Origin of the sequence: Methanolobus mangrovi (assembly GCF_031312535.1) — an archaeon.
Taxonomy (GTDB): domain Archaea; phylum Halobacteriota; class Methanosarcinia; order Methanosarcinales; family Methanosarcinaceae; genus Methanolobus; species Methanolobus mangrovi.
On record NZ_CP133594.1, the window covers coordinates 1,532,112 to 1,550,495 of the forward strand.

Here is an 18,384-nt window from a genome sequence, read left to right on the forward strand (position 1 = left end):
TTTAATCCTCCTTATTCACTATTTTTGCAGGCACTCTTACTGTACCTGCATTCTGCAATGCTGTGAATGTTGCTTTTGCGAAGTTCAAGGTTGTCCTTGTAGTACCCTCAGTTCTGGTCCAGACATCTTTGATACCTGCCTTCTCAAGCACTTTTCTTGCAGTGTCTCCTGCAGCAAGACCAAGTCCTCTTGGTGCTGGCTTTAGTTCGACAACGACACTGCCGACCTTTCCACGTACCTCGGAAGGTACTGTGTGTTCAAGTCCGCATGCACATTCCCATGAACCGCATCCACGCTTTACTTTAATTATATTGATCTTAGCATTGCTGATAGCTTTCCTGATTGCTGGTCCTACCTGAACGTCCTTTGCCTGTCCGAGACCGACAAAACCGTTTCCATTACCAACAATAACAGTTGCTCTGAACTTTACACGACGTCCAGAGTCAGTCATCCTCTGGACCATGTTGATATCAAGAACCTCATCCTCAAGATCAGGTAACAGAATATCGACTATATTGGATTCCCTTATAGGAAGACCTGACTCGATCGCCTCGTCCATGGAAGTGATCTGCCCTTCTTGAACGAGTTTTCCAAGCCTTGTCTGTGGAACCCATTCCTCTTCATATTGATATGCCATGTAATCACCTAGTTGAACTCAGCAGAGATCTTTGCCTTAACTGTATCGAACAGTTCAGGCAGATTTGAGCCTTCCATGTACTCTGCTACGTGTTCTCCTCTTACTCTCTCATCTGAAGGAAGAACAGATGAGTCATGAGGAATCTCAAATCCTGAATCTACGATGCCTTTCAAGGTTGCATACACACGTGATCCGGATGATGATGCCTGGAGTCCTATATCAAGAACGCCGTAATCAAGTCCTTTGCTTAGTGCCCTGTAACCGAACAACAGACCGGTGAGGTACGCAGCTGTTGTGTTACCAGTAGATGCCTCGTATCCATACTTTTTAAGTTCTGTTGAAATTGCAGATGAAAGGGTTACATCCCCTTCTGGTTTTGGAGCTACAAGCTGAATCTGCATGTGCCTTGAACTCTTGCGTACTACCACACGGTCTTCCTTTGAAAGGAGTAACCTGAGTCTCTGGTGGTAATCAGTACGCCCTTCTCTTCGTCGCCTGAAAGCGACTTTATATCTGGGTCCTGTTGCCATGATTATTCCTCGTGCTTTATTAGCTTCTCTGACTCAAGGTGTGCCTTAAGGTGAGCTACACTGCGGTATTCTCCACCCTTTGCCTTACGGTAAACCTTACAGTAAGTAGACCTGTCCAATGAACCATCTTCACGCATCTGTTTAAGTTCCTTCCTGAGAGCACGGATCTTTTTCATCCACTGCTCTTTACGAGGGTTACGTGCGCCTTTCTTACCTTTCCTCTTACCTTGTCCCTTGCGGTGACCATACTTGCGCTTGATATCTCTTATTCTTGCACGACCACGGCTTACACCTTTAACAGGAACAGCTTTGATACTGCCAGCTGCGACGAGCTCACGGATATCAGCTCTTGTAATAGCTACTGCGATTTCTGCTGATGCTTCAGGATCTAACCAGACCCTGTGAACACCACAATCCAATACCTGAGAAGCAATTCTCTTCTGGTTTGTAAGATCTGTCACCTTACTCACCTCTTGTTGGGTTGAGGATCTTGATAGAAAGCTCTGCAGCTTTTGCCTCAATGATTGCCTTCTTTCTTCCGCCAACCTTTGCAGATATCCTGATAGCTTCCTCAGTTGCATTTACAGAGTCAAGCTGTCCAACTGTGAATACAAGAACCTCTGAATATCCGGAGGGATGTAGACCTTTTACAGCGGCTGGACTTCCATAACCTACCTGAGCAAGAGCACCCTTACCTTTTATGTGCTGACGCTGTTTACCCTGAAGACCTCTTGGACGCCTCCAGTTGGAATCCAGACGCTTGTACTTGTGGCTGTCTGTCCTCTTGAAATCAGGTTTTTTGTGCTTCTGGATTTTCCTTACCTTAAAAAGGCGTTTAATTTTATCATCCATTCAAATCACCTACACTATCTTCTCCACAGTATATATTCCGTCCTGGAATACACGCGGGTCGAATCTCTTGATCCTTGTTGCCTGCTCAATGTTAGCTGCAGTCTGTCCAACATCCTCTTTGTCGATGCCTGTGACAATAACTTCATCAGCCGAGGTCTTGACAGCAGTCATACCAAGGATATTCGCTGACCTTGGCTTTTTCTCTCCAAGGAAATTGCTGATCATTAACTTCTTCCCATCAACCTTTAGTTGCATAGGGAAGTGAGCGTAAACGACCTTCATGCGATATTCGAATCCCTCTGAAACACCTTTAATCATGTTTCTAACATGTGATGCAAAGGTTCCGACCATTGCTTTCTGAGACTTCTTGGAAACACTTGAGTCTACAATGACCTGTGAATCTACAATCTCGATCTTGATGCCTGGGTACCAGAAAGTTCTTTCGTTTTTGCCTTTTGGTCCTGATGTTGTCAGGAGCTGGCCCACGAACGTAACAGTCACACCGTCAGGGATAGGGATTATTTTCTTTATTTCTTTTGCCATGTGACATCACATCCATCAGTACACATATGCAAGTAGCTGTCCACCGACATTATTCTCACGAGCTTCGTACTGTGATATTACACCATTTGAGGTGGTCAATATCAATGTTCCAAAGTTCTTTGCAGGAAGATACTGCTTTTCCCATCTTTCAAAGTCTGCAGCTCCTACTGAATAACGTGGTTTGATAGCACCACATTTGTTGATCCTACCAATAAGTTCTACCTTATAAATTCCCGCCTTACCATCTTCGACAAACTCGAATTCGCCGACATAGCCACGGTCCTGCATAACTTTCAGGACAGTACCGATAAGTTTTGATGCGGGTTTAATGATACAGGAATCTTTACCAATTGCCTCTGCGTTCTTTATCGTAGATAAAGCGTCAGCAAGCGGGTCTAATAATACCATTTCTTTCACCTCACGTATACTTTTCAAATCCCATATCGTGGGCAATCTCACGGAAACAGTGCCTGCAAAGATAAATATCATATTTTCTTACAAGTCCCTGTTTTCGTCCACATCTCTTACATTCACTTGCCCCTCTTCCAAAGCTCTTAGTGGTTTGAACCATTTATATTACCTCCACGGAGTATTCGTCTTTGAAGAAAGCAATGGTATCCTCTTTTGTAATCTTGTGAGATGAGGGGATTTTCCTTTTAACTATCCTTCTTTTGTTGATCCTGTAACCACGACGGTTGACAATCACATTGATATCCATTCCAAAGATACCAATGTTAGGATCATATCTCATGCCCGGGAAGTCAGTATGCTCTTCAATACCAAAAGCAACATTCCCGTACTTGTCAAATTGGGATGATCTGAGTTTGCTCTCTACAATATCAAGTGCTAATTTAAGAAATTTCTCTGCTGCTTCGGACCTAAGAGTAACTTTACAGCCAATTGGCTCGTTCTTCTTAATACCAAATGCCGGAAGAGTTCTTTTTGAGTATGTCCTGACAACAGACTGTCCGGTGATCTCACTGAGAATACCTTCGGCATCCACAAGGTGCTGGCCACTTTCTCCGACACCCATATGAACAACAACCTTTTCCACAATAGGTGTTCTCATTGGATTACTCAACGACCTCACCACCTAATAGAATTGCAGGTTCCTTCTCGCCTATGATGACAACGAAGTCTTCAATGGTCTCGAACTCATAGTCCCCGGATATTGCGACAGTGTTGTGTTTGGAACTCCTTACAGTATTGATCTCTTTGATAGTACCAATCTCGCCTGTATGCCTTCCACCAACGATCATAGCAAGATTACCGACCTCATATTTGATGTGCTTGACAATGTTCTTGTCAGGCAGTGAGAGGATGAGTGAATCCTTTGGCTTATAGTCATTGGAGCCCAGGAGGTTTGTACCGTCATTGAGGTTAAGCTGTACTATTCCACCTTTTAAGATAGTCTTGCCGTCGATCCTGCAAAGCTTGTTTGCATTTGAATCTTCCAGCTTATGAACTTCAAGTCTTCCCTTGCGGTCCAGTAGCATACGGTATGCCACATTATCAAGAGGGATTGAAATTACATCTAAAAGTCCTACAGGGAACCTGAGGTCCTTTCTTATGACACCATCAACAAGTATCTTACCTTCGGAAAGAATACGCTTTGCTTCTGCACGGGTGTCTACGATACCCAGCATATCCCTCAAGACGACGCTCAGAGGAATGCTCTGCTGCTTGTTATGTGGACCCGGTCTTGTTGATGTGACCCATTTGTTGGATTTCTTTGATACCTGCCAGCTGTTAGGGACAGATATTCTTTTCTGATGTTTGCCCACAAAATCACCTGTTATTAATAATTTCTGCTCTGTGTTTGTCCTTCATTTCAAGGGTTGTGATCATTACATTTGAAGGGTAAACAGGTCTTGCAACCTCAGTTCCGTCTGCTTTTGAAACTGTTACGCCTTCTACAACAATCGTTCCGTGCTTCAGGGAAATTGCTTCCACAATTCCAGAGGTACCTGCATGGTCCCCACGCATTACCTTTACAGTGTCACCAACAATTACATTAGCTGTGCGACGACCGTACTTCTCACGAAGATCCTTTGAAAGAAGAGCACCCATATATTTCTGCCTGATGTGCAGAGGAGCATTGTATCTTGCTTTCCTCTGTTTCCTTGGTTGATTTGATACCATATTTTCACACCTCACACAACAGTAGATGCTGTAGTACCTATCTTAGGGAATCTTTCAGCTGCTTCTCTTGCAACAGGACCTTTGATGTCAGTGCCTTTTGGAATTCCATCAGCATCAACAATGACAACTGCATTGTCTTCAAAGGAAACCCTCAGACCATCAGGACGACGAAGTTCCTGCTTCTGGCGTACGATTACTGCAAGAAGAATCTGCTTGCGCATTTCCGGAGTTCCTTTCTTCACGGAAACAACGCACATGTTGCCAACACCAGCCTTAGGATACCTGTTCTTAACACCCCTGTAGCCCTTTACGGATATAATCTCAACTACACGTGCACCTGTATTGTCCACGCAGTCAATCTTAGCACCGGCGTTAAGTGCACGGGGAACGGTGGATCTAATTCCTCTCATTCCTGTGCCTCCGCCTTAATGACTACAAACGACTTTGTCTTGCTAAGAGGCCTGCATTCTGCCACGGTCACAACGTCCCCTACTTTTGCATCAATGCAAGGTGGATTGTGTGCGTGGATCTTGGATTGCCTCTTTTCATATCTCTGATATTTCTTAATGAGAATCTCATGTTTGCGCTGGATGACCACAGTCTTGTCCATTTTATCGCTGACAACAGTCCCTACTAAGACCTGTCCACGAACTGGGAGTGCTCCATGGAATGGACAATTTACATCATCGCATTCAACTGCTGGAGCTGGGACATCCAATCCAATATCTTTAACCATGATTATTACCTCATGTGTATTTTTCTTATATTCTTTGTTCTGTTCTCAGGTTGTGAGAGCAGAAGGTTTCCATTCACTTTAACATACCTCTCAGCATGCTTACCGGATAAATGGGCAGGTATCTGAAACACGAAGGACGTACCGTTTTTCTGAATCATCTTTTCAATCCCTTCATTTGTTTGAATGATTATCATGTTCTTCGTTTCGTCAACCATTTTGCCGCTTATATCTTTCAAGGTCGGATTAGTAGCTTCTACTACTGTTACGTGCAATCCGACCAGTTCATGGAATACCAGTTTAGAAGGAGTGATCTCCAAATCAGATCTCCTTCATTTCCCGCTGGATGGTCTTTACCCTGGCAACGGTTTTCCTGAGTTCTCCAATCCTACCCGGATTGTCAGGAGCTCCGCCAGCAGATGAAAGAGCACGCTCGCGAATGAGTTCATTCCTCATTTTGTCGAGTTCGTCCATCCTTTCTTCCGGGGACATATCCCTGATCTCGTTCAAGCGAAGAATTGCCATTATTTCTCCTCCTTGTGAACACGTGAGACTGGATGCCAGTAATCATAGCTATCATGTTTATGCTGCCATACATCGTCAACCAGCCTTCGTTCTTCTCCGAGCTCTTCTGCAGGGATTGAATCATCAGATACAGATGCCTCGCCTACACAGGATTCATCTTCAACTTCCTCAGCTGAAGCTTCTTCAGTTACTCCTGTTTCTGCGACGTCAGCAACTTCTACTACTTCCTCCTCGTCAGCAACCTCGCCTTCGGATTCCTTGCCTACGAGTTCTGCGATGTCAGCTTTTGCAACTTCTGGTGCAACAGCTTCAACCACGTCAACCTCTACGACATCTCTAATATCAAAAGCGTCAGGTAATACTGCGCCTGGAGGGATGATCCTAACTTTGCAACCAAGAGTTCCCAGCTTCTTTACAGCTGTTGCGAAACCCTCGTCTACTATTTCATCAACAGGTTTTCCAGCGTGCTTTATGTATCCATTGACCATTTTTTCGACTCTGGATCTTGCACCTGTCAATTTGCCTGAAATAACTATTTCACAGCCCAATGCACCTGCATTCATAATAGCCCTCATGGTATTATGACCGGCCTTTCTGAAATACCAGCCTCTTTCAATTGAAGAAGCAAGGCGTGAAGCCATCATCTGAGCATTGAGTTCAGGTCTTTTAACTTCCTGAGCATCGATCTGAGGGTTATCCATATCGTACATCCTGTCGATGTCACGTGTAAGTTTACGGATGACCTTACCAGCCTTACCAATGACCATACCTGGCTTTTCAGCATATACAGTGATCTGAGTACCCATCGGAGTACGATTGATCTCCATTCCACCATAGCCTGCTTTGCTGAGCTGTTTAGAGAAATATTCATTCATTGAGGCTTTTACGTAACCTTCCTGAACGAACTTCTTTTCTATTGCCATTAACGCACCTCATTCAAAATAATCTCGACATTCACAGTATCTGTGTTACTAGGACTGCCGCGTCCACGTGCCCTTGGCCTCATACCATGGATTACACGTCCACGCTTTGCAGCAACATGCGCAATGTACATGTGCTCAGGGTCAAGTCCCTTATATTCAGCATTGTTTCCGGCATTCTCCAAGATCTTCAGGAAGGCCTCAGCGACCTTCACAGGGTACCTACCATTTGCCATTGGACCTTTTCTGTGTCCTGAACCATCGCAGTGCCTCTTGAAAGGAACTGCCTGTTTCATTATAACAACATTTTCAAGGTAATTTTTGGCTACTGAGGTACGCATGCCTTTGATGGCCTTACCAAGTTCTCTTGACTTTTTCGGAGAGATGTGAAGTTCAGAACCCATAGCTTTTGAGCTTACTTTAGGGTCCATTTCTATAGAATATCCTATTCTTGCCATTATCTCACCTTATTTAAGTGGTACGAACTTGCTTGAACGGGTTGCTCCTACACCAGCGCTTCCGTGGGAAACCTTTGGACGGGTTGGTGAGAACTCTCCGAATCTGTGTCCGATCATTTCAGGCTGAATCTCGAATGCCACAAATGATTTACCGTTATATACTTCTACATTTTTGCCGACCATTTCAGGGAATATAATGATATCCCTGTAGTGGGTCCTCAAATTATCCTTACCATCTCTGAGCTGCTGAACAACGCTCTTCCTGCCTTCTGTGTAGCCCCTCTTAAGAGTACGGCGTTCACGTGCAGGCAGCATCTCAACAAACTCATCAGTGCCAATGGCCAGGAGTTCTGATACCGTTTTACCACGGTAGGTGTATTCACCTTTTCGTTTTGGTAATCTTGATGATAATTTCTTTGCCATGTCATAACCTCCGGTTAACGCTTTCCGGTCCTGCGTGCTGCAATCTGACCTACCTTACGTCCAGGAGGCGCATTCCTTCCAACAGTTGTTGGCTTACCAGGATGCTTACGGTTACCGCCACCGAATGGGTGGTCAATAGCGTTCATAGCAATACCTGATACACGAGGATACTTTGCAGCTCTTGTCTTCATCTTGTGGTACTTCTTACCTGCCTTAAGGAAAGGCCTGTCAACCCTACCGCCACCAGCAACGATACCGATTGTTGCGCGACATTTAGGATTTAACCACTTCATCTCACCTGATGGCATCTGAACAACAGTCTTACCACGGTCGTGGGACACAACTGTTCCATAGGTGCCTGATGCACGTGCGAACTGTCCACCATCGTTTGGCTTTGACTCGATGTTACATACTGGGATACCTTCCGGGATCTCTGCCAGAGGCAGGATGTTACCAGGTTTTATCTCAGCTGATATTCCACATGCAATCTTTTCGCCTAAGGATATACCCTCAGGTGCAATGATCAGGCGCTCTTCACCATTGTCAAAGGAAACCCTTACAATAGGTGCTGAACGAGCCGGATCGTGTGTAATCTCAATAATTGTACCATACACTGTACCTTCTTCATCAACACGTGGGTGTTTAAGTGCAGCTTTGTACTTGTGTGAAGGAGCCCTATAAGTAGGACTTCCACGACCCCTGTTTTGTGATATGATTCTCTTTGTCATTTATGTCCACCTCACATCAGGCCAATTCTGGTCGCTATCTCGTGGGCTGCGTCTGTGCCTTCGAAAGTAACGATAGCTTTCTTCAGACCCTTCATTGTGCTCATGGTGCAGACAGATAATACAGGGAACCCATACATCTTCATTACATCGGCCTTGATCTGATTCTTGTTTGCGCGAGTATCAACAATGAACTGGAGTTTATTGTCTTCCAGCAGCATCATTGCCTTTTCAGTTATAAACGGATACTTAATGACGTTCATTCGAACATTCCTCCCAGAGAGGATATTGCAGACTCGGTCCAGACTACTAATCGGCCTGCATGAGTACCCGGTGCAAGAAGTTCAGCATTCAGTGCATCAACAGATACGACATCCACACCAGCAAGATTCCTTGCGGACTTCATTAATGGACTGTCACATGTTGCAACAATGAGAAGACTCTTCTTGTTCTTGTATCTCCTGCCACGAAGTTTGCCCTTTCCTGCGCGGATGTTCCTGCCGTCCTTTGCACGGACTACATCTTCATAAACACCTGCATTCTGCAAGAAACTTACAACATCCTTTGTCTTTGCGACGTTTTCCAGTTCATCTGCAGCCACCAAAGGAAGCTGTGCATCGAATCTGTGTCCACGGCCCTTTACAAGTTCTGCATCGATTGTAGCAGCAATTGCGGAGCGAATGGCCATACGTCTTTCCTTCTTGTTGACCTTTTCAGTCTTGTCTGCTTCAGGCTTTGGAGGATGTGCTCTCCTACCACCTACAGCCTGAGGAACTCTTGCTGCACGGCTACCATTGGCAATTCTTGGGATCTGAGCAGCGCCTCTGCCTGAGCCCCATGATCTTGCGGAAGTCTCCATACCAGCATACATCTTAGGACCGTATGGCTGATACCTGTTTGCCTGAGCTGCAAGAACTGCTCTTTTGATAAGATCAGGTCTGTATGCTTCATCAAATACATCAGGAAGGTCAATCTCTCCCTTTGCATTTCCTGATAGATCTATAATTTTTGCTGTAATCATTCAGTTCACCCCTGCTTGGACTGTGTGCTTACGTGAACGATCTCTGGTTCACTCATAGCAGGTACTTTTGATCTCATTGGATCTCTGAGTCTTACAAGCCTCTTTGAAGGTCCTGGAACGCTTCCTTTTATAAGGATATATTCACCACGGACAAGACCGTAGTTAAGGAAACCGCCTGCTGGAGTGATTTCATCCCCATCAGCACCCACCTTAAGGATACGCTTGTTGTATTCAGTTCTCTGGTGATAGCCCATCTGACCCATCTGAGGAACTCTCCAGTTTACGTGAGCTGGATGGAACGGACCTAGTGTACCGGTCTGCCTGAGACTTCCCTGACGTGAGTGTTTACCTTTCATCAGGCCGACACCCCATCTCTTAACAGGACCCTGAGTACCTTTACCGGTTGTAATAGCTGCTACGTCTACAAATGTACCTTCATCGAAAACATCGCTGATCTTTATTTCAGAGCCAAGTATGGACTTTGCATACTCGAACTTTGCCTTTACATCTGATCCGCTAACTGCAGTTTCCATTATGTCAGAGTTCTTCTTAGGAACACCGGTCAGCTTCTTTGGTAAAGTATAAGTGATCACTTTAATGTCTGTAACGTTGCCTTCATCAATCAAACTCTCGATCTTTGTAAGAGCGGATTCGGTGTTTGATGCCTTTGGCAATGCTATTGTCTTACCAAGACTTTCGTCAAGATCTGCTGCCCATGCTTCAGAAAGTGCTTTGTCACCATATGCTGAGCTGGTGTAGGCACGGACTGCAGCAACACGAACAGCAGGAGTTTCTACAACAGTTACAGGAACTGATATCTCCATACCTTCTGTGAGACTGTACTTAACGTCATCAATCATTACCACATGGGTCATACCTACCTTGTAACCTGCAAAGTCCTGGAGCTTTGGTTCTCCAGCAGTCTGCGGCCATGAGTTAAACCTTGGTATGTGGCTTTTTGCTCTTACGCGTGGACTGAAAGCGAGTGATCCTCGTCTTGGTCTGTGTCCTTTTGCCATTATTATTCTCCTAAATTATACATTTTCTACTTGACAGATCAATGCAATTTTGCAAAGACCCATTTACGCGAGAAAGTCAGGCAGGAACCACTAATGAAAAAGAAGTAGATATGACGCCAGCGGACTCCACGTACTCATATGGTACGCATTCAACACCGACCCTTACATCCCTCCAGTCATCAACGGACCTTAGTATGCCCAAAGGCATTACTGAGTGGTCATCTCTAAAAGATTTAAACACTTCAGTATTTTAACACATTTTGTGTAAGCGGGCATTCTCGAAGAGGCCCAATTATACTTCATGTTAAATCCGACTTTTTCGCACTGTAATCTTAATCCGGCCAGACATCCATATTTCAATGGAATCTAACGTTGCGCCATTAAAGGGATATATTGTATATAAACCTTTGCAAAGAAACAAACAAGAACAAATTAATATGAAATCGTAGCACTGCCAACCAGACATCAGGAAGAAATACAGTATAATAGTATAATAGTATAATGCACTATTATTAACACTGTAATATTACTACCAGAATTGGAGCTAGAATATGGAAATTAAAAAAGCTGTGATACCTGTTGCAGGAATGGGGACAAGATTTCTACCAGCAACAAAATCCATGCCAAAGGAAATGTTACCGATAATCGATAAACCAGTGATCCACTATGTGGTGGAAGAAGCTATAGCTTCGGGAATCGATGATATAATATTCATCACAGGGAGAAGTAAAAGGTCCATAGAGGACTATTTTGACGACTCCCCAGAACTGGAGAGCCACCTACATCAAAAGAACAATGATAAAATGCTGAAGATGATACAGGACATCTCATCCATGGTAGACATCCACTACATCAGGCAAAAAGAGCCAAGGGGTCTTGGAGATGCCATCCTCACTGCAAAGAAACACATCAACGATGAGCCTTTTGCCGTACTGCTTGGTGATGACATAATAGTGAACAAAAAACCGTGCACAAAACAGTTGATAGACAACTTTCAGAAATACGGACGTTCAACCATAGCAGTAGAGGAAGTTCCCCTCGAAAAAACAGGTAGTTATGGAATTATCAAAGGAAAAGCAATGGATGATTCATTATACATACTAGAAGACATCGTGGAAAAACCAAAGCCGGAAGATGCCCCATCCAACATCGGTGCGATCGGAAGATACGTGTTCACACCGGAAATAATGGAGTGTATACAAAAAACCGCCGCAGGAGTAGGTAACGAGATACAACTTACAGACAGTATACGCCTTTTGAAGGAAGAGCAGAAGATATATGCATACAAATTCACGGGTAAGAGATATGATACCGGCGACAAGGTAGAGTACGTGAAAGCCATCATCGATTTTGCCCTCAAGAATGAAGAAACAATGGAACAAATAAAAGAACATATCACAGATTTAAATCTGTGATTCCTTTTTTGGACTTAAAAATAAAAGAATTATTGTTGTCCAGGAGTAACACTCTCAGCCTTAGACCTGCGCTTTACAACCTTCCGGACAGTCCTACCCCTGAAATTCACACCACCAACAAGCTGTACACCAGGTTTGCGTTTGATAATTTCTGCATAATCGCCATTAAAAGTCGCGATTATGTTTTTGTTTGCAACCACTTTGACACGTCCACCAATACCAACAAGAGCTTTCAGAATGCCTTCTATTTGAGAAGGAGTTGCATTATGTGCAACCCTAATAAGATGTGATTCAACAGGCATAGTTCATCACCTTGTAATCGATTTTCTTACAGAGGATAGACGTGAAGGCTGCTTGGCCGGCGATACTTTTGCACCAGGTTTCAGGACATCGATGTTGGCAGGTGATCTAACCAATTCAGGCTTACCAGAGACAGCAGCAAATTCCACCTTTTCAGTCCCAACTACAACATCGATGGGTGCATTAACATCAGCATACTCATTGGCGGCTACTGACTGATCAAGGATAGTACCCACCTTCAAGGCATCAGGTTGCTCCGTCACTTTTCCCATCGTAAGCCTATTGCCCACCAATTCCTTTTTAGCAGAGTCAAGTGTCATTCCCACAACATCAGGAACCAGGACAGAAGTTATCTTTGAGATTACTATATCAACAGTATCACCAGATCTTGCAACAGAACTTCCGGAGGGGATCTGTGAAAGTACAGTACCCTGAATCAAATCACTTTCTTTTTCAGTAATCTCCCCCTGTACGAATCCGGCATCCTTTATTAGAGATAGTGCAGAGTCCACGTCAAGTCCGATAACATCCGGGACATCGATAAGGTCAGAGAACACAGGTTGCTTTGCTGAAGAACTGATGGTGAATTCCACCTCGCTCAGATTGCCAGCAGGGATAACATCATCTGCTTTAGGCAACTGGAAACGCAGTTCATTGTCCTGAACAGCAAGGTTCGTCCTGAGCTTTATGCTCATCGAACTCACACTATAATTCACATTCGATGAAGTGGAATTCATAGTTACATCCATCTCTTCAAGTGAATCACGGAATGTTTTTATAAGATTGGATGAGGTCAGTTCCGGCCTCGTACGTGAAAGTTGTTCCAGTTGCTTTTCAATTTCAGCTTTCTCCTTGAGTATTTCCTGTACCCTGCTGTCAAGGATAGCATAATCCTGTTTTAGGTTCAGGTTCTCCTTCTTCAATAATTCCAGTGAATCGTCTTTTAATACGAGTTCCTTTTGTATTGCCCCATATTCAGATTCCAGCCCTTCGATCGTCTTTTGAACCAAAGTATAGCTCTGCTTCTTTGCGGCTGCTGTTGTTGACCTGTTCAAACGATCAATGTTATTTCTAAGTTCTATGATATCGACCATCCCATACCCCCGAGTATCATTCCTTCACTACTTTGGAAGATGAAGGAACCGACACTATCTTGGCTTTCAGAACACTTGAACCTTTAACATCATAGGAATTAAGAGAATTGTATGAAGCATTCAATGGTGCTGCACTAAGGACACGTTTGTAGCCCCTTATACGGTTCTTTGAGTCACGTTCTTCCTCATACTTCATTGATAGAGCCATCTTCAGTTCGATATCCACCTCTGGTATGTGATACCAGGTTGCTTCAAGGCCATAATCCTGAAGAGCCTCATCACCTGAGAGCTCGATTTGAGTGTCAATGGAATTACGATCAAGTGCCTTCTGAGTCTCTGCAATAGATTTACCCATCTCGCTCAATATTGTAGATAGAGGACTTACAAGTACCTCTTCAATATTCACATTACTACTGGATGGCATATACTACCTCCTTCAATAATCATAAAAATAAATAATCAATGCAGGAATTTCTGCATTGATATTACATTAGTTACTCAGCAGCCTCTTTTACACGGACTGTAGGAACAGCTCTTTCAGGTGCTGGTACTGGCTTAAGGGTAGTTCTCAGAAGACTGGTACCCTCCTCATTGAATGTATACTTGGACTTGTATGTTGCATCATAGGTCGATGTGTATGCAACATTGGTAGTGTTCTCAAAGCTAACCTTGGACTTACCGAAGAGGAGACCTGCAAGACCACCCGACTGGTAGCTGCCCTTTATCTTCGATTCGTTGGTGAACTTGAATTCTCTGCCATATTTCTTTTCTGTAGAATACTCCCTCTTCATTGAAATCGTCATCTTTACCTCAATGATCGATTCGGTGAATTCATAGAAACGTGGCTCCAGACCATAAGTCAACAATGACATTGGCTGGTCGTTCGTAACCACATCTGTTGCGGTGACGTTACCATCCTCATCCACTGTTTCCTCTATATAGAGAATTACACTCCCAGCCTCTAGTTCTGTCTCTGCAAGGGCCTGTGCTACATTGATAGAATTCATATCAAGTGCGGTCTGCCCTTCTGCGATGGCAAAAGCCATCTCTTTTATCATGTCCCCGAATGGGACATCTAACAATTTCTGACCAACAGATACCATATTAACCCTCCCAAATTTTAGGTACATTATAATATAAGACATTATAATTTAAAAGATTTTGCTATAAATAATATAATTCTACCAAAAAATATTGTTGAGTGTTTCCACACATCAGATAAATTCCCAAAATATTGCATTCTGCAATCTATTTCAAAAAAAAACAAGCTGATAATATTTTAAATACAAAAAGAAAAGGTAAATAAGAATGAACTACAGTTCATCCCTGAGCTACAGACCTTCCCACTTCAAAAGCCCTGACATTAATATCAATGGTCTTTGGAGGGACAAGTTCCCTGACACACTCAAGCATAGTGCCTACAGGTATCGGCAGGTAATTTGAGACCGCACCCACCATAACAACATTCATGGATTGCGGATGCCCTGCTTCTTTTGCAAGCTCTGTGGCATTGAAGGCTTTTACCTCATGATTCTGCCCTAGTTTGGCAATTATTGCTTCAACATCCGGGTAAGTGCAAAGACCTGAAGTTACAGTTACCGGAAGTATCGGGTCGGTGTTGACTATAATTATACCATCGTCAGAAAGATATTCAAGGTATCTCAGTGCCTCGCTTGGTTCAAGGGCAAGAAGTACATCAGCACCTTTCAAAGGGATCATGGAACCGAGTTCACAGTCAAGCCTGATGTGGTTTACTACAGAACCGCCACGTTGTGCCATTCCATGAGTTTCAGCTGCACGTACCGGCATGTTTTCCTTCACAGCAGCCTTGCCGATTATATCTGATGCAAGGATCGCACCCTGTCCGCCTACACCGGCGATGACAAGATCGAATCGGGATATTCCTTCAGCACTCATTTCTTCACCTCTGAGATAGCATCAAACTTGCACATACGTGAACATACCCCACAGCCAGTACACATGTTATTTATAGATGCTTTTTTGGTCTTAGTATCAAATTCAATTGCAGGGCAACCGAGATTCACACATAGCCTGCATCCCACACATTTTTCAGCATCGACAGTAAATGGTTTTCTGCGAATGCCGGCACGTTTTGCATCAATGATACAATATTGCCTTGTGATGACAACGGAAGTTCCTTTGTAGCCCTTTGCCCTCTTGAAGACCTCTTCAGTCTGTTCAAGGTCATAAGGGTCGACGACTTCCACAAACTCGGCACCAAGTCCTCTGCAAAGCGCCTCAAGAGATACTTCCACCGTTGGCTCACCTGTGGCAGTCTTACCCATACCAGGATTTGGCTGGTGACCGGTCATTGCAGTGATACGATTGTCTACTATAGTTACTGTGATGTCAGCTTTATTATAGATAGCATTGAGCAGACCATTCATTCCGGTGTGGAAAAATGTTGAATCCCCAATGGAACAGCAGATAGGTTTTTTCTCGCCTGCCTGATACATCCCACTTGCCACAGTTATGCTTCCGCCCATACAGAGTGTTGTGTCAACTGTACCGCTCTGGATACCCAGTGTATAGCAACCAATGTCGCTTGGGAAGATCGCATTCTTACCATACACTTTTTTCATGACATGGAAAGTTGCCCTGTGGGAACATCCCGGACACATTACAGGAGGACGCATAGGAAGGTCGATCCTGCATGCATCGTAATCAAAATCTTCCCCGACATCAGCCGGAACGGCAGTTCGTTCAAGTCCGAGAACTTCTGCAAGAACATCTGCACAAATATCTGTGTTCAGCTCGAACACTCTTGGAACAGGACCCTGCATCTTGCCTATTACCTCAACGCTGGCACCGGTCTGCTGTGCTATTATCCGTACCTGTTCTTCCACTACAGGTTCCATTTCCTCGAAAACAAGGATCCTTTCAACATTTTCCATCAGGGTCCGTATCTTGTCCTCTGGAACAGGATAAGTCCCTATCTTAAGGAATGATGCATTCAATCCCTGTTTTATGATGGCTTCTTTGGCATATACGGAAGCAATTCCTGATGCTATGACACCAAGTGTTGAACCTTTGTTGATCTCCAGTTCATTCCAGGGAGAGTTCTCGAGTTCGGCAAGGATATCTTTTTGCAGTTCAAGCAGGTGAATATGCTGCACCCTGGCATTCTTTGGGACCATGACCCATCTTTCGAGCTCCTTCTGGAAGTTTGCTGCAGGTTTGTTCTCATTTACAGATCCGAGTTCCACATCGGATTTCCCATGGGATATGCGTGTTGTGGGCCTGAAAATTACAGGCATCTGCACCTTATTTGATAGCTCGAATGCATATGAGATCATGTCCTTTGCTTCCTGTGGTGTGGAAGGGTCCAGACATGGGATAAGTGAGAATTGTGAGTACCTGCGAGTATCCTGTTCGTTCTGTGATGAGTGGCATGAAGGATCATCTGCAACGATGATAATCATACTGCCCTTGACACCGGTATATGCCAGAGTCATCAGCGGGTCTGCTGCAACGTTGAGTCCAACATGTTTCATGGTCACTACGGAACGCACACCAGCCATCGCAGCACCGGCTGCAACTTCAAAGGCAACTTTCTCATTGACCGACCACTCTACGTAAAAATCCCTTTCCTTCATTCCTGCCAGTGTACCGATGATCTCGGATGACGGTGTCCCGGGATACCCGGATATAACCTGTCCTCCTCCTTCCACGATACCGCGTGCAATTGCAACGTTTCCCAGCATGTACTCGCGTGTGCTCATTATAATCTCCTTCTAGCCCTTACTTAACGATTATTGATAAAGATATCCAAAAGGATGTTGTATGTTAACATATGTCACTGCATGATGATTTAGTAATAACTGAACAAGAATAAACACGATATCAGCAGTGTCCTGTAAATATTTATAAACAAACACCGTGAAAATATAAACAATAGTTCTCCACAGGAGATAAGAACCCATGATAACGATTCGCTTTTACAGAATCTATGATATAGGACTGGATATTGACCTTGACTGGCTCGAAAAGGAACTGGCCAGCAGCTTCACCACAGCAAGAGCAAGCTTTGTGCGCGTCAGGCCCACATCTATTATCATGGAGGTAACGCCACTTTTTGTAAGACTGGGACAATGTAGTGTGGAGAAAGAAGGAAAGGACTTTGAGTTCTCTGTTTTTGCACGCATTTTCCGAATTGGTGCCATCAGCCTGTGTTTCGTTTATGAGAAAGAAGATGCAGATTTTGAATTCCTTGAAAATACAGCATTGTTATTCTCTGAACAGGAAGGACTTGAGGACCTGTTCCTGTCACATCTCAATACCCTCGCAGACATACTCAAGCCCCATATCAGAGGGTTTTCACTTAGCCCGGATTTCTTTGAAGACTATACTATCTACCATATGAACTGGATAGATGATTACATTGACCCAATGCCACTGCTTGCTGGTGAGAAAATAGATTTTTCACCGCAGATGAAAGAGGAAACGCTTAAAAGTGCGCAGAGTTATACAAAGAATGACCGTGCCATATTTTCCTGGGACTCTGCACTTATATGCGACCCCGATACTCCTACAGACCTTTTTGACCTTATAGAGTTTGCAAATGTTCAGGTCTTTGAACTGCGTTATTATGACAGGGAACTGAGCAGGAGCATGGAAAAAATGTACGATGACATCGCCCTTGCAGACAAACTCCCTTTTTTCAAAAGAAGACACCTGTACAGGACGATTATGACTCAGCTCATGCAGGACAATGCTGCCCTTTCCGAGGTCACCGAAAAGGTCAACAACCTTATCAAAGTCACTGAGGACGTTTACTATGCAAGGGTATATGCCACCGTCCTGAAAACACTGAGAAGCGAACAGTGGAGCGAGAGCGTAAACCATAAAATAGACATTATCAGGGACAATTATTCAATGCTCTCTGATGAGGTAAGAATCCAACACTCCAATTATCTTGAATGGATAATTATTGTGCTGATCGCGATCGAGATTGTGATGGCGGTTGTTGAGAGGATAGTTTGAGCTTGTGTTTTTTGCTTTAATTTTAGTTTGCTTTACTTAGAAT

Annotated in this window: 29 protein-coding genes; 2 read left to right on the forward strand and 27 right to left on the reverse strand. The window is 44.0% G+C overall.

The genetic code is table 11. The features are described from left to right. Nucleotide 1 precedes the first annotated feature (1 nt). The 21 genes from RE476_RS07290 to rpl3p are packed head-to-tail and all read right to left on the reverse strand — an operon-like array spanning nt 2 to nt 10,528. Nucleotides 2–637 carry a 30S ribosomal protein S5 gene (locus RE476_RS07290; protein WP_309306998.1) on the reverse strand — a complete coding sequence of 212 codons (636 nt, stop codon included), beginning with the start codon at nt 635–637 and terminating at the stop codon, nt 2–4. An 8-nt stretch (nt 638–645) separates the two neighbouring features. Further along, nucleotides 646–1,167 (reverse strand): 50S ribosomal protein L18, encoded by a 522-nt coding sequence (locus tag RE476_RS07295; protein ID WP_309306999.1) that lies wholly within the window; start codon nt 1,165–1,167, stop codon nt 646–648. Nucleotides 1,168–1,169: 2 nt separating this feature from the next. Continuing rightward, nucleotides 1,170–1,628 carry a 50S ribosomal protein L19e gene (locus tag RE476_RS07300; protein WP_309307000.1) on the reverse strand — a complete coding sequence of 153 codons (459 nt, stop codon included), beginning with the start codon at nt 1,626–1,628 and terminating at the stop codon, nt 1,170–1,172. Nucleotide 1,629: 1 nt separating this feature from the next. Continuing rightward, nucleotides 1,630–2,019 (reverse strand): 50S ribosomal protein L32e, encoded by a 390-nt coding sequence (locus RE476_RS07305; RefSeq protein ID WP_309307001.1) that lies wholly within the window; start codon nt 2,017–2,019, stop codon nt 1,630–1,632. Between the two features lie 9 nt (nt 2,020–2,028). Beyond that, a complete protein-coding gene (locus RE476_RS07310; RefSeq protein ID WP_309307002.1) occupies nt 2,029–2,562 on the reverse strand; it encodes a 50S ribosomal protein L6 in 534 nt (177 codons plus the stop codon). 15 nt (nt 2,563–2,577) lie between these two features. Further along, complete coding sequence (locus RE476_RS07315; protein WP_309307003.1) at nt 2,578–2,970, reverse strand: 30S ribosomal protein S8; 393 nt, start codon at nt 2,968–2,970, stop codon at nt 2,578–2,580. Nucleotides 2,971–2,980: 10 nt separating this feature from the next. Then, nucleotides 2,981–3,133: a 30S ribosomal protein S14 gene (locus RE476_RS07320; RefSeq protein ID WP_309307004.1), complete on the reverse strand. Its 153-nt coding sequence runs from the start codon at nt 3,131–3,133 to the stop codon at nt 2,981–2,983. Continuing rightward, nucleotides 3,134–3,631: a 50S ribosomal protein L5 gene (locus RE476_RS07325; protein WP_309309574.1), complete on the reverse strand. Its 498-nt coding sequence runs from the start codon at nt 3,629–3,631 to the stop codon at nt 3,134–3,136. It abuts the gene before it with no gap. Nucleotides 3,632–3,635: 4 nt separating this feature from the next. Further along, nucleotides 3,636–4,346, reverse strand: a complete 711-nt coding sequence (locus tag RE476_RS07330; protein WP_309307005.1) for a 30S ribosomal protein S4e — start codon at nt 4,344–4,346, stop codon at nt 3,636–3,638. A 4-nt stretch (nt 4,347–4,350) separates the two neighbouring features. Beyond that, complete coding sequence (gene rplX, locus RE476_RS07335; RefSeq protein ID WP_309307006.1) at nt 4,351–4,704, reverse strand: 50S ribosomal protein L24; 354 nt, start codon at nt 4,702–4,704, stop codon at nt 4,351–4,353. Nucleotides 4,705–4,715: 11 nt separating this feature from the next. Beyond that, nucleotides 4,716–5,114, reverse strand: coding sequence for a 50S ribosomal protein L14 (locus RE476_RS07340; RefSeq protein ID WP_309307007.1), 399 nt, complete (start codon nt 5,112–5,114; stop codon nt 4,716–4,718). Beyond that, on the reverse strand, nt 5,111–5,440 hold the full coding sequence (locus tag RE476_RS07345; protein WP_309307008.1) for a 30S ribosomal protein S17: 330 nt from the start codon (nt 5,438–5,440) through the stop codon (nt 5,111–5,113). The genes RE476_RS07340 and RE476_RS07345 overlap by 4 nt, the downstream gene beginning before the upstream one ends. A 5-nt stretch (nt 5,441–5,445) precedes the next feature. Continuing rightward, the gene (gene rnp1, locus RE476_RS07350) at nt 5,446–5,757 is read right to left on the reverse strand and encodes a ribonuclease P protein component 1 (RefSeq protein WP_309307009.1); all 312 of its coding nucleotides are present in this window, start codon (nt 5,755–5,757) and stop codon (nt 5,446–5,448) included. Nucleotide 5,758: 1 nt separating this feature from the next. Then, on the reverse strand, nt 5,759–5,962 hold the full coding sequence (gene rpmC / locus RE476_RS07355; protein WP_309307010.1) for a 50S ribosomal protein L29: 204 nt from the start codon (nt 5,960–5,962) through the stop codon (nt 5,759–5,761). Beyond that, nucleotides 5,962–6,885, reverse strand: a complete 924-nt coding sequence (locus RE476_RS07360; RefSeq protein ID WP_309307011.1) for a 30S ribosomal protein S3 — start codon at nt 6,883–6,885, stop codon at nt 5,962–5,964. The genes rpmC and RE476_RS07360 overlap by 1 nt, the downstream gene beginning before the upstream one ends. Further along, nucleotides 6,885–7,340: a 50S ribosomal protein L22 gene (locus RE476_RS07365; RefSeq protein WP_309307012.1), complete on the reverse strand. Its 456-nt coding sequence runs from the start codon at nt 7,338–7,340 to the stop codon at nt 6,885–6,887. The genes RE476_RS07360 and RE476_RS07365 overlap by 1 nt, the downstream gene beginning before the upstream one ends. A gap of 9 nt (nt 7,341–7,349) precedes the next feature. Next, a complete protein-coding gene (locus tag RE476_RS07370) occupies nt 7,350–7,763 on the reverse strand; it encodes a 30S ribosomal protein S19 (RefSeq protein WP_309307013.1) in 414 nt (137 codons plus the stop codon). 14 nt (nt 7,764–7,777) lie between these two features. Then, nucleotides 7,778–8,491, reverse strand: coding sequence for a 50S ribosomal protein L2 (locus RE476_RS07375; protein WP_309307014.1), 714 nt, complete (start codon nt 8,489–8,491; stop codon nt 7,778–7,780). Between the two features lie 11 nt (nt 8,492–8,502). Then, the gene (locus RE476_RS07380; RefSeq protein WP_309307015.1) at nt 8,503–8,751 is read right to left on the reverse strand and encodes a 50S ribosomal protein L23; all 249 of its coding nucleotides are present in this window, start codon (nt 8,749–8,751) and stop codon (nt 8,503–8,505) included. Continuing rightward, nucleotides 8,748–9,509: a 50S ribosomal protein L4 gene (gene rpl4p / locus RE476_RS07385; protein ID WP_309307016.1), complete on the reverse strand. Its 762-nt coding sequence runs from the start codon at nt 9,507–9,509 to the stop codon at nt 8,748–8,750. Before rpl4p ends, RE476_RS07380 begins: the two co-directional genes overlap by 4 nt. A gap of 5 nt (nt 9,510–9,514) precedes the next feature. After that, the gene (gene rpl3p / locus RE476_RS07390; RefSeq protein WP_309307017.1) at nt 9,515–10,528 is read right to left on the reverse strand and encodes a 50S ribosomal protein L3; all 1,014 of its coding nucleotides are present in this window, start codon (nt 10,526–10,528) and stop codon (nt 9,515–9,517) included. 551 nt (nt 10,529–11,079) lie between these two features. Between rpl3p and galU the strand changes: the two genes are divergently transcribed. Then, the gene (gene galU / locus RE476_RS07395; protein ID WP_309307018.1) at nt 11,080–11,943 is read left to right on the forward strand and encodes a UTP--glucose-1-phosphate uridylyltransferase GalU; all 864 of its coding nucleotides are present in this window, start codon (nt 11,080–11,082) and stop codon (nt 11,941–11,943) included. A 29-nt stretch (nt 11,944–11,972) separates the two neighbouring features. On the opposite strand, the gene RE476_RS07400 is transcribed toward galU, so the two are convergent. The 6 genes from RE476_RS07400 to iorA all read right to left on the reverse strand — a co-directional run bounded on the left by RE476_RS07400 (nt 11,973) and on the right by iorA (nt 17,080). Continuing rightward, on the reverse strand, nt 11,973–12,245 hold the full coding sequence (locus tag RE476_RS07400; RefSeq protein WP_309307019.1) for a hypothetical protein: 273 nt from the start codon (nt 12,243–12,245) through the stop codon (nt 11,973–11,975). A gap of 6 nt (nt 12,246–12,251) precedes the next feature. After that, on the reverse strand, nt 12,252–13,337 hold the full coding sequence (locus RE476_RS07405) for a PASTA domain-containing protein (protein ID WP_309307020.1): 1,086 nt from the start codon (nt 13,335–13,337) through the stop codon (nt 12,252–12,254). A 16-nt stretch (nt 13,338–13,353) separates the two neighbouring features. After that, complete coding sequence (locus tag RE476_RS07410; protein ID WP_309307021.1) at nt 13,354–13,761, reverse strand: hypothetical protein; 408 nt, start codon at nt 13,759–13,761, stop codon at nt 13,354–13,356. Between the two features lie 70 nt (nt 13,762–13,831). Further along, entirely contained in the window at nt 13,832–14,440 is a 609-nt protein-coding gene (locus RE476_RS07415) for a hypothetical protein (protein ID WP_309307022.1), read from the reverse strand. 217 nt (nt 14,441–14,657) lie between these two features. Next, nucleotides 14,658–15,254: an indolepyruvate oxidoreductase subunit beta gene (locus RE476_RS07420; RefSeq protein ID WP_309307023.1), complete on the reverse strand. Its 597-nt coding sequence runs from the start codon at nt 15,252–15,254 to the stop codon at nt 14,658–14,660. Then, nucleotides 15,251–17,080, reverse strand: coding sequence for an indolepyruvate ferredoxin oxidoreductase subunit alpha (iorA, locus tag RE476_RS07425; protein ID WP_309307024.1), 1,830 nt, complete (start codon nt 17,078–17,080; stop codon nt 15,251–15,253). Before iorA ends, RE476_RS07420 begins: the two co-directional genes overlap by 4 nt. A gap of 199 nt (nt 17,081–17,279) precedes the next feature. Between iorA and RE476_RS07430 the strand changes: the two genes are divergently transcribed. After that, entirely contained in the window at nt 17,280–18,341 is a 1,062-nt protein-coding gene (locus RE476_RS07430; RefSeq protein ID WP_309307025.1) for a hypothetical protein, read from the forward strand. The last annotated feature ends 43 nt before the right edge of the window (nt 18,342–18,384 follow it).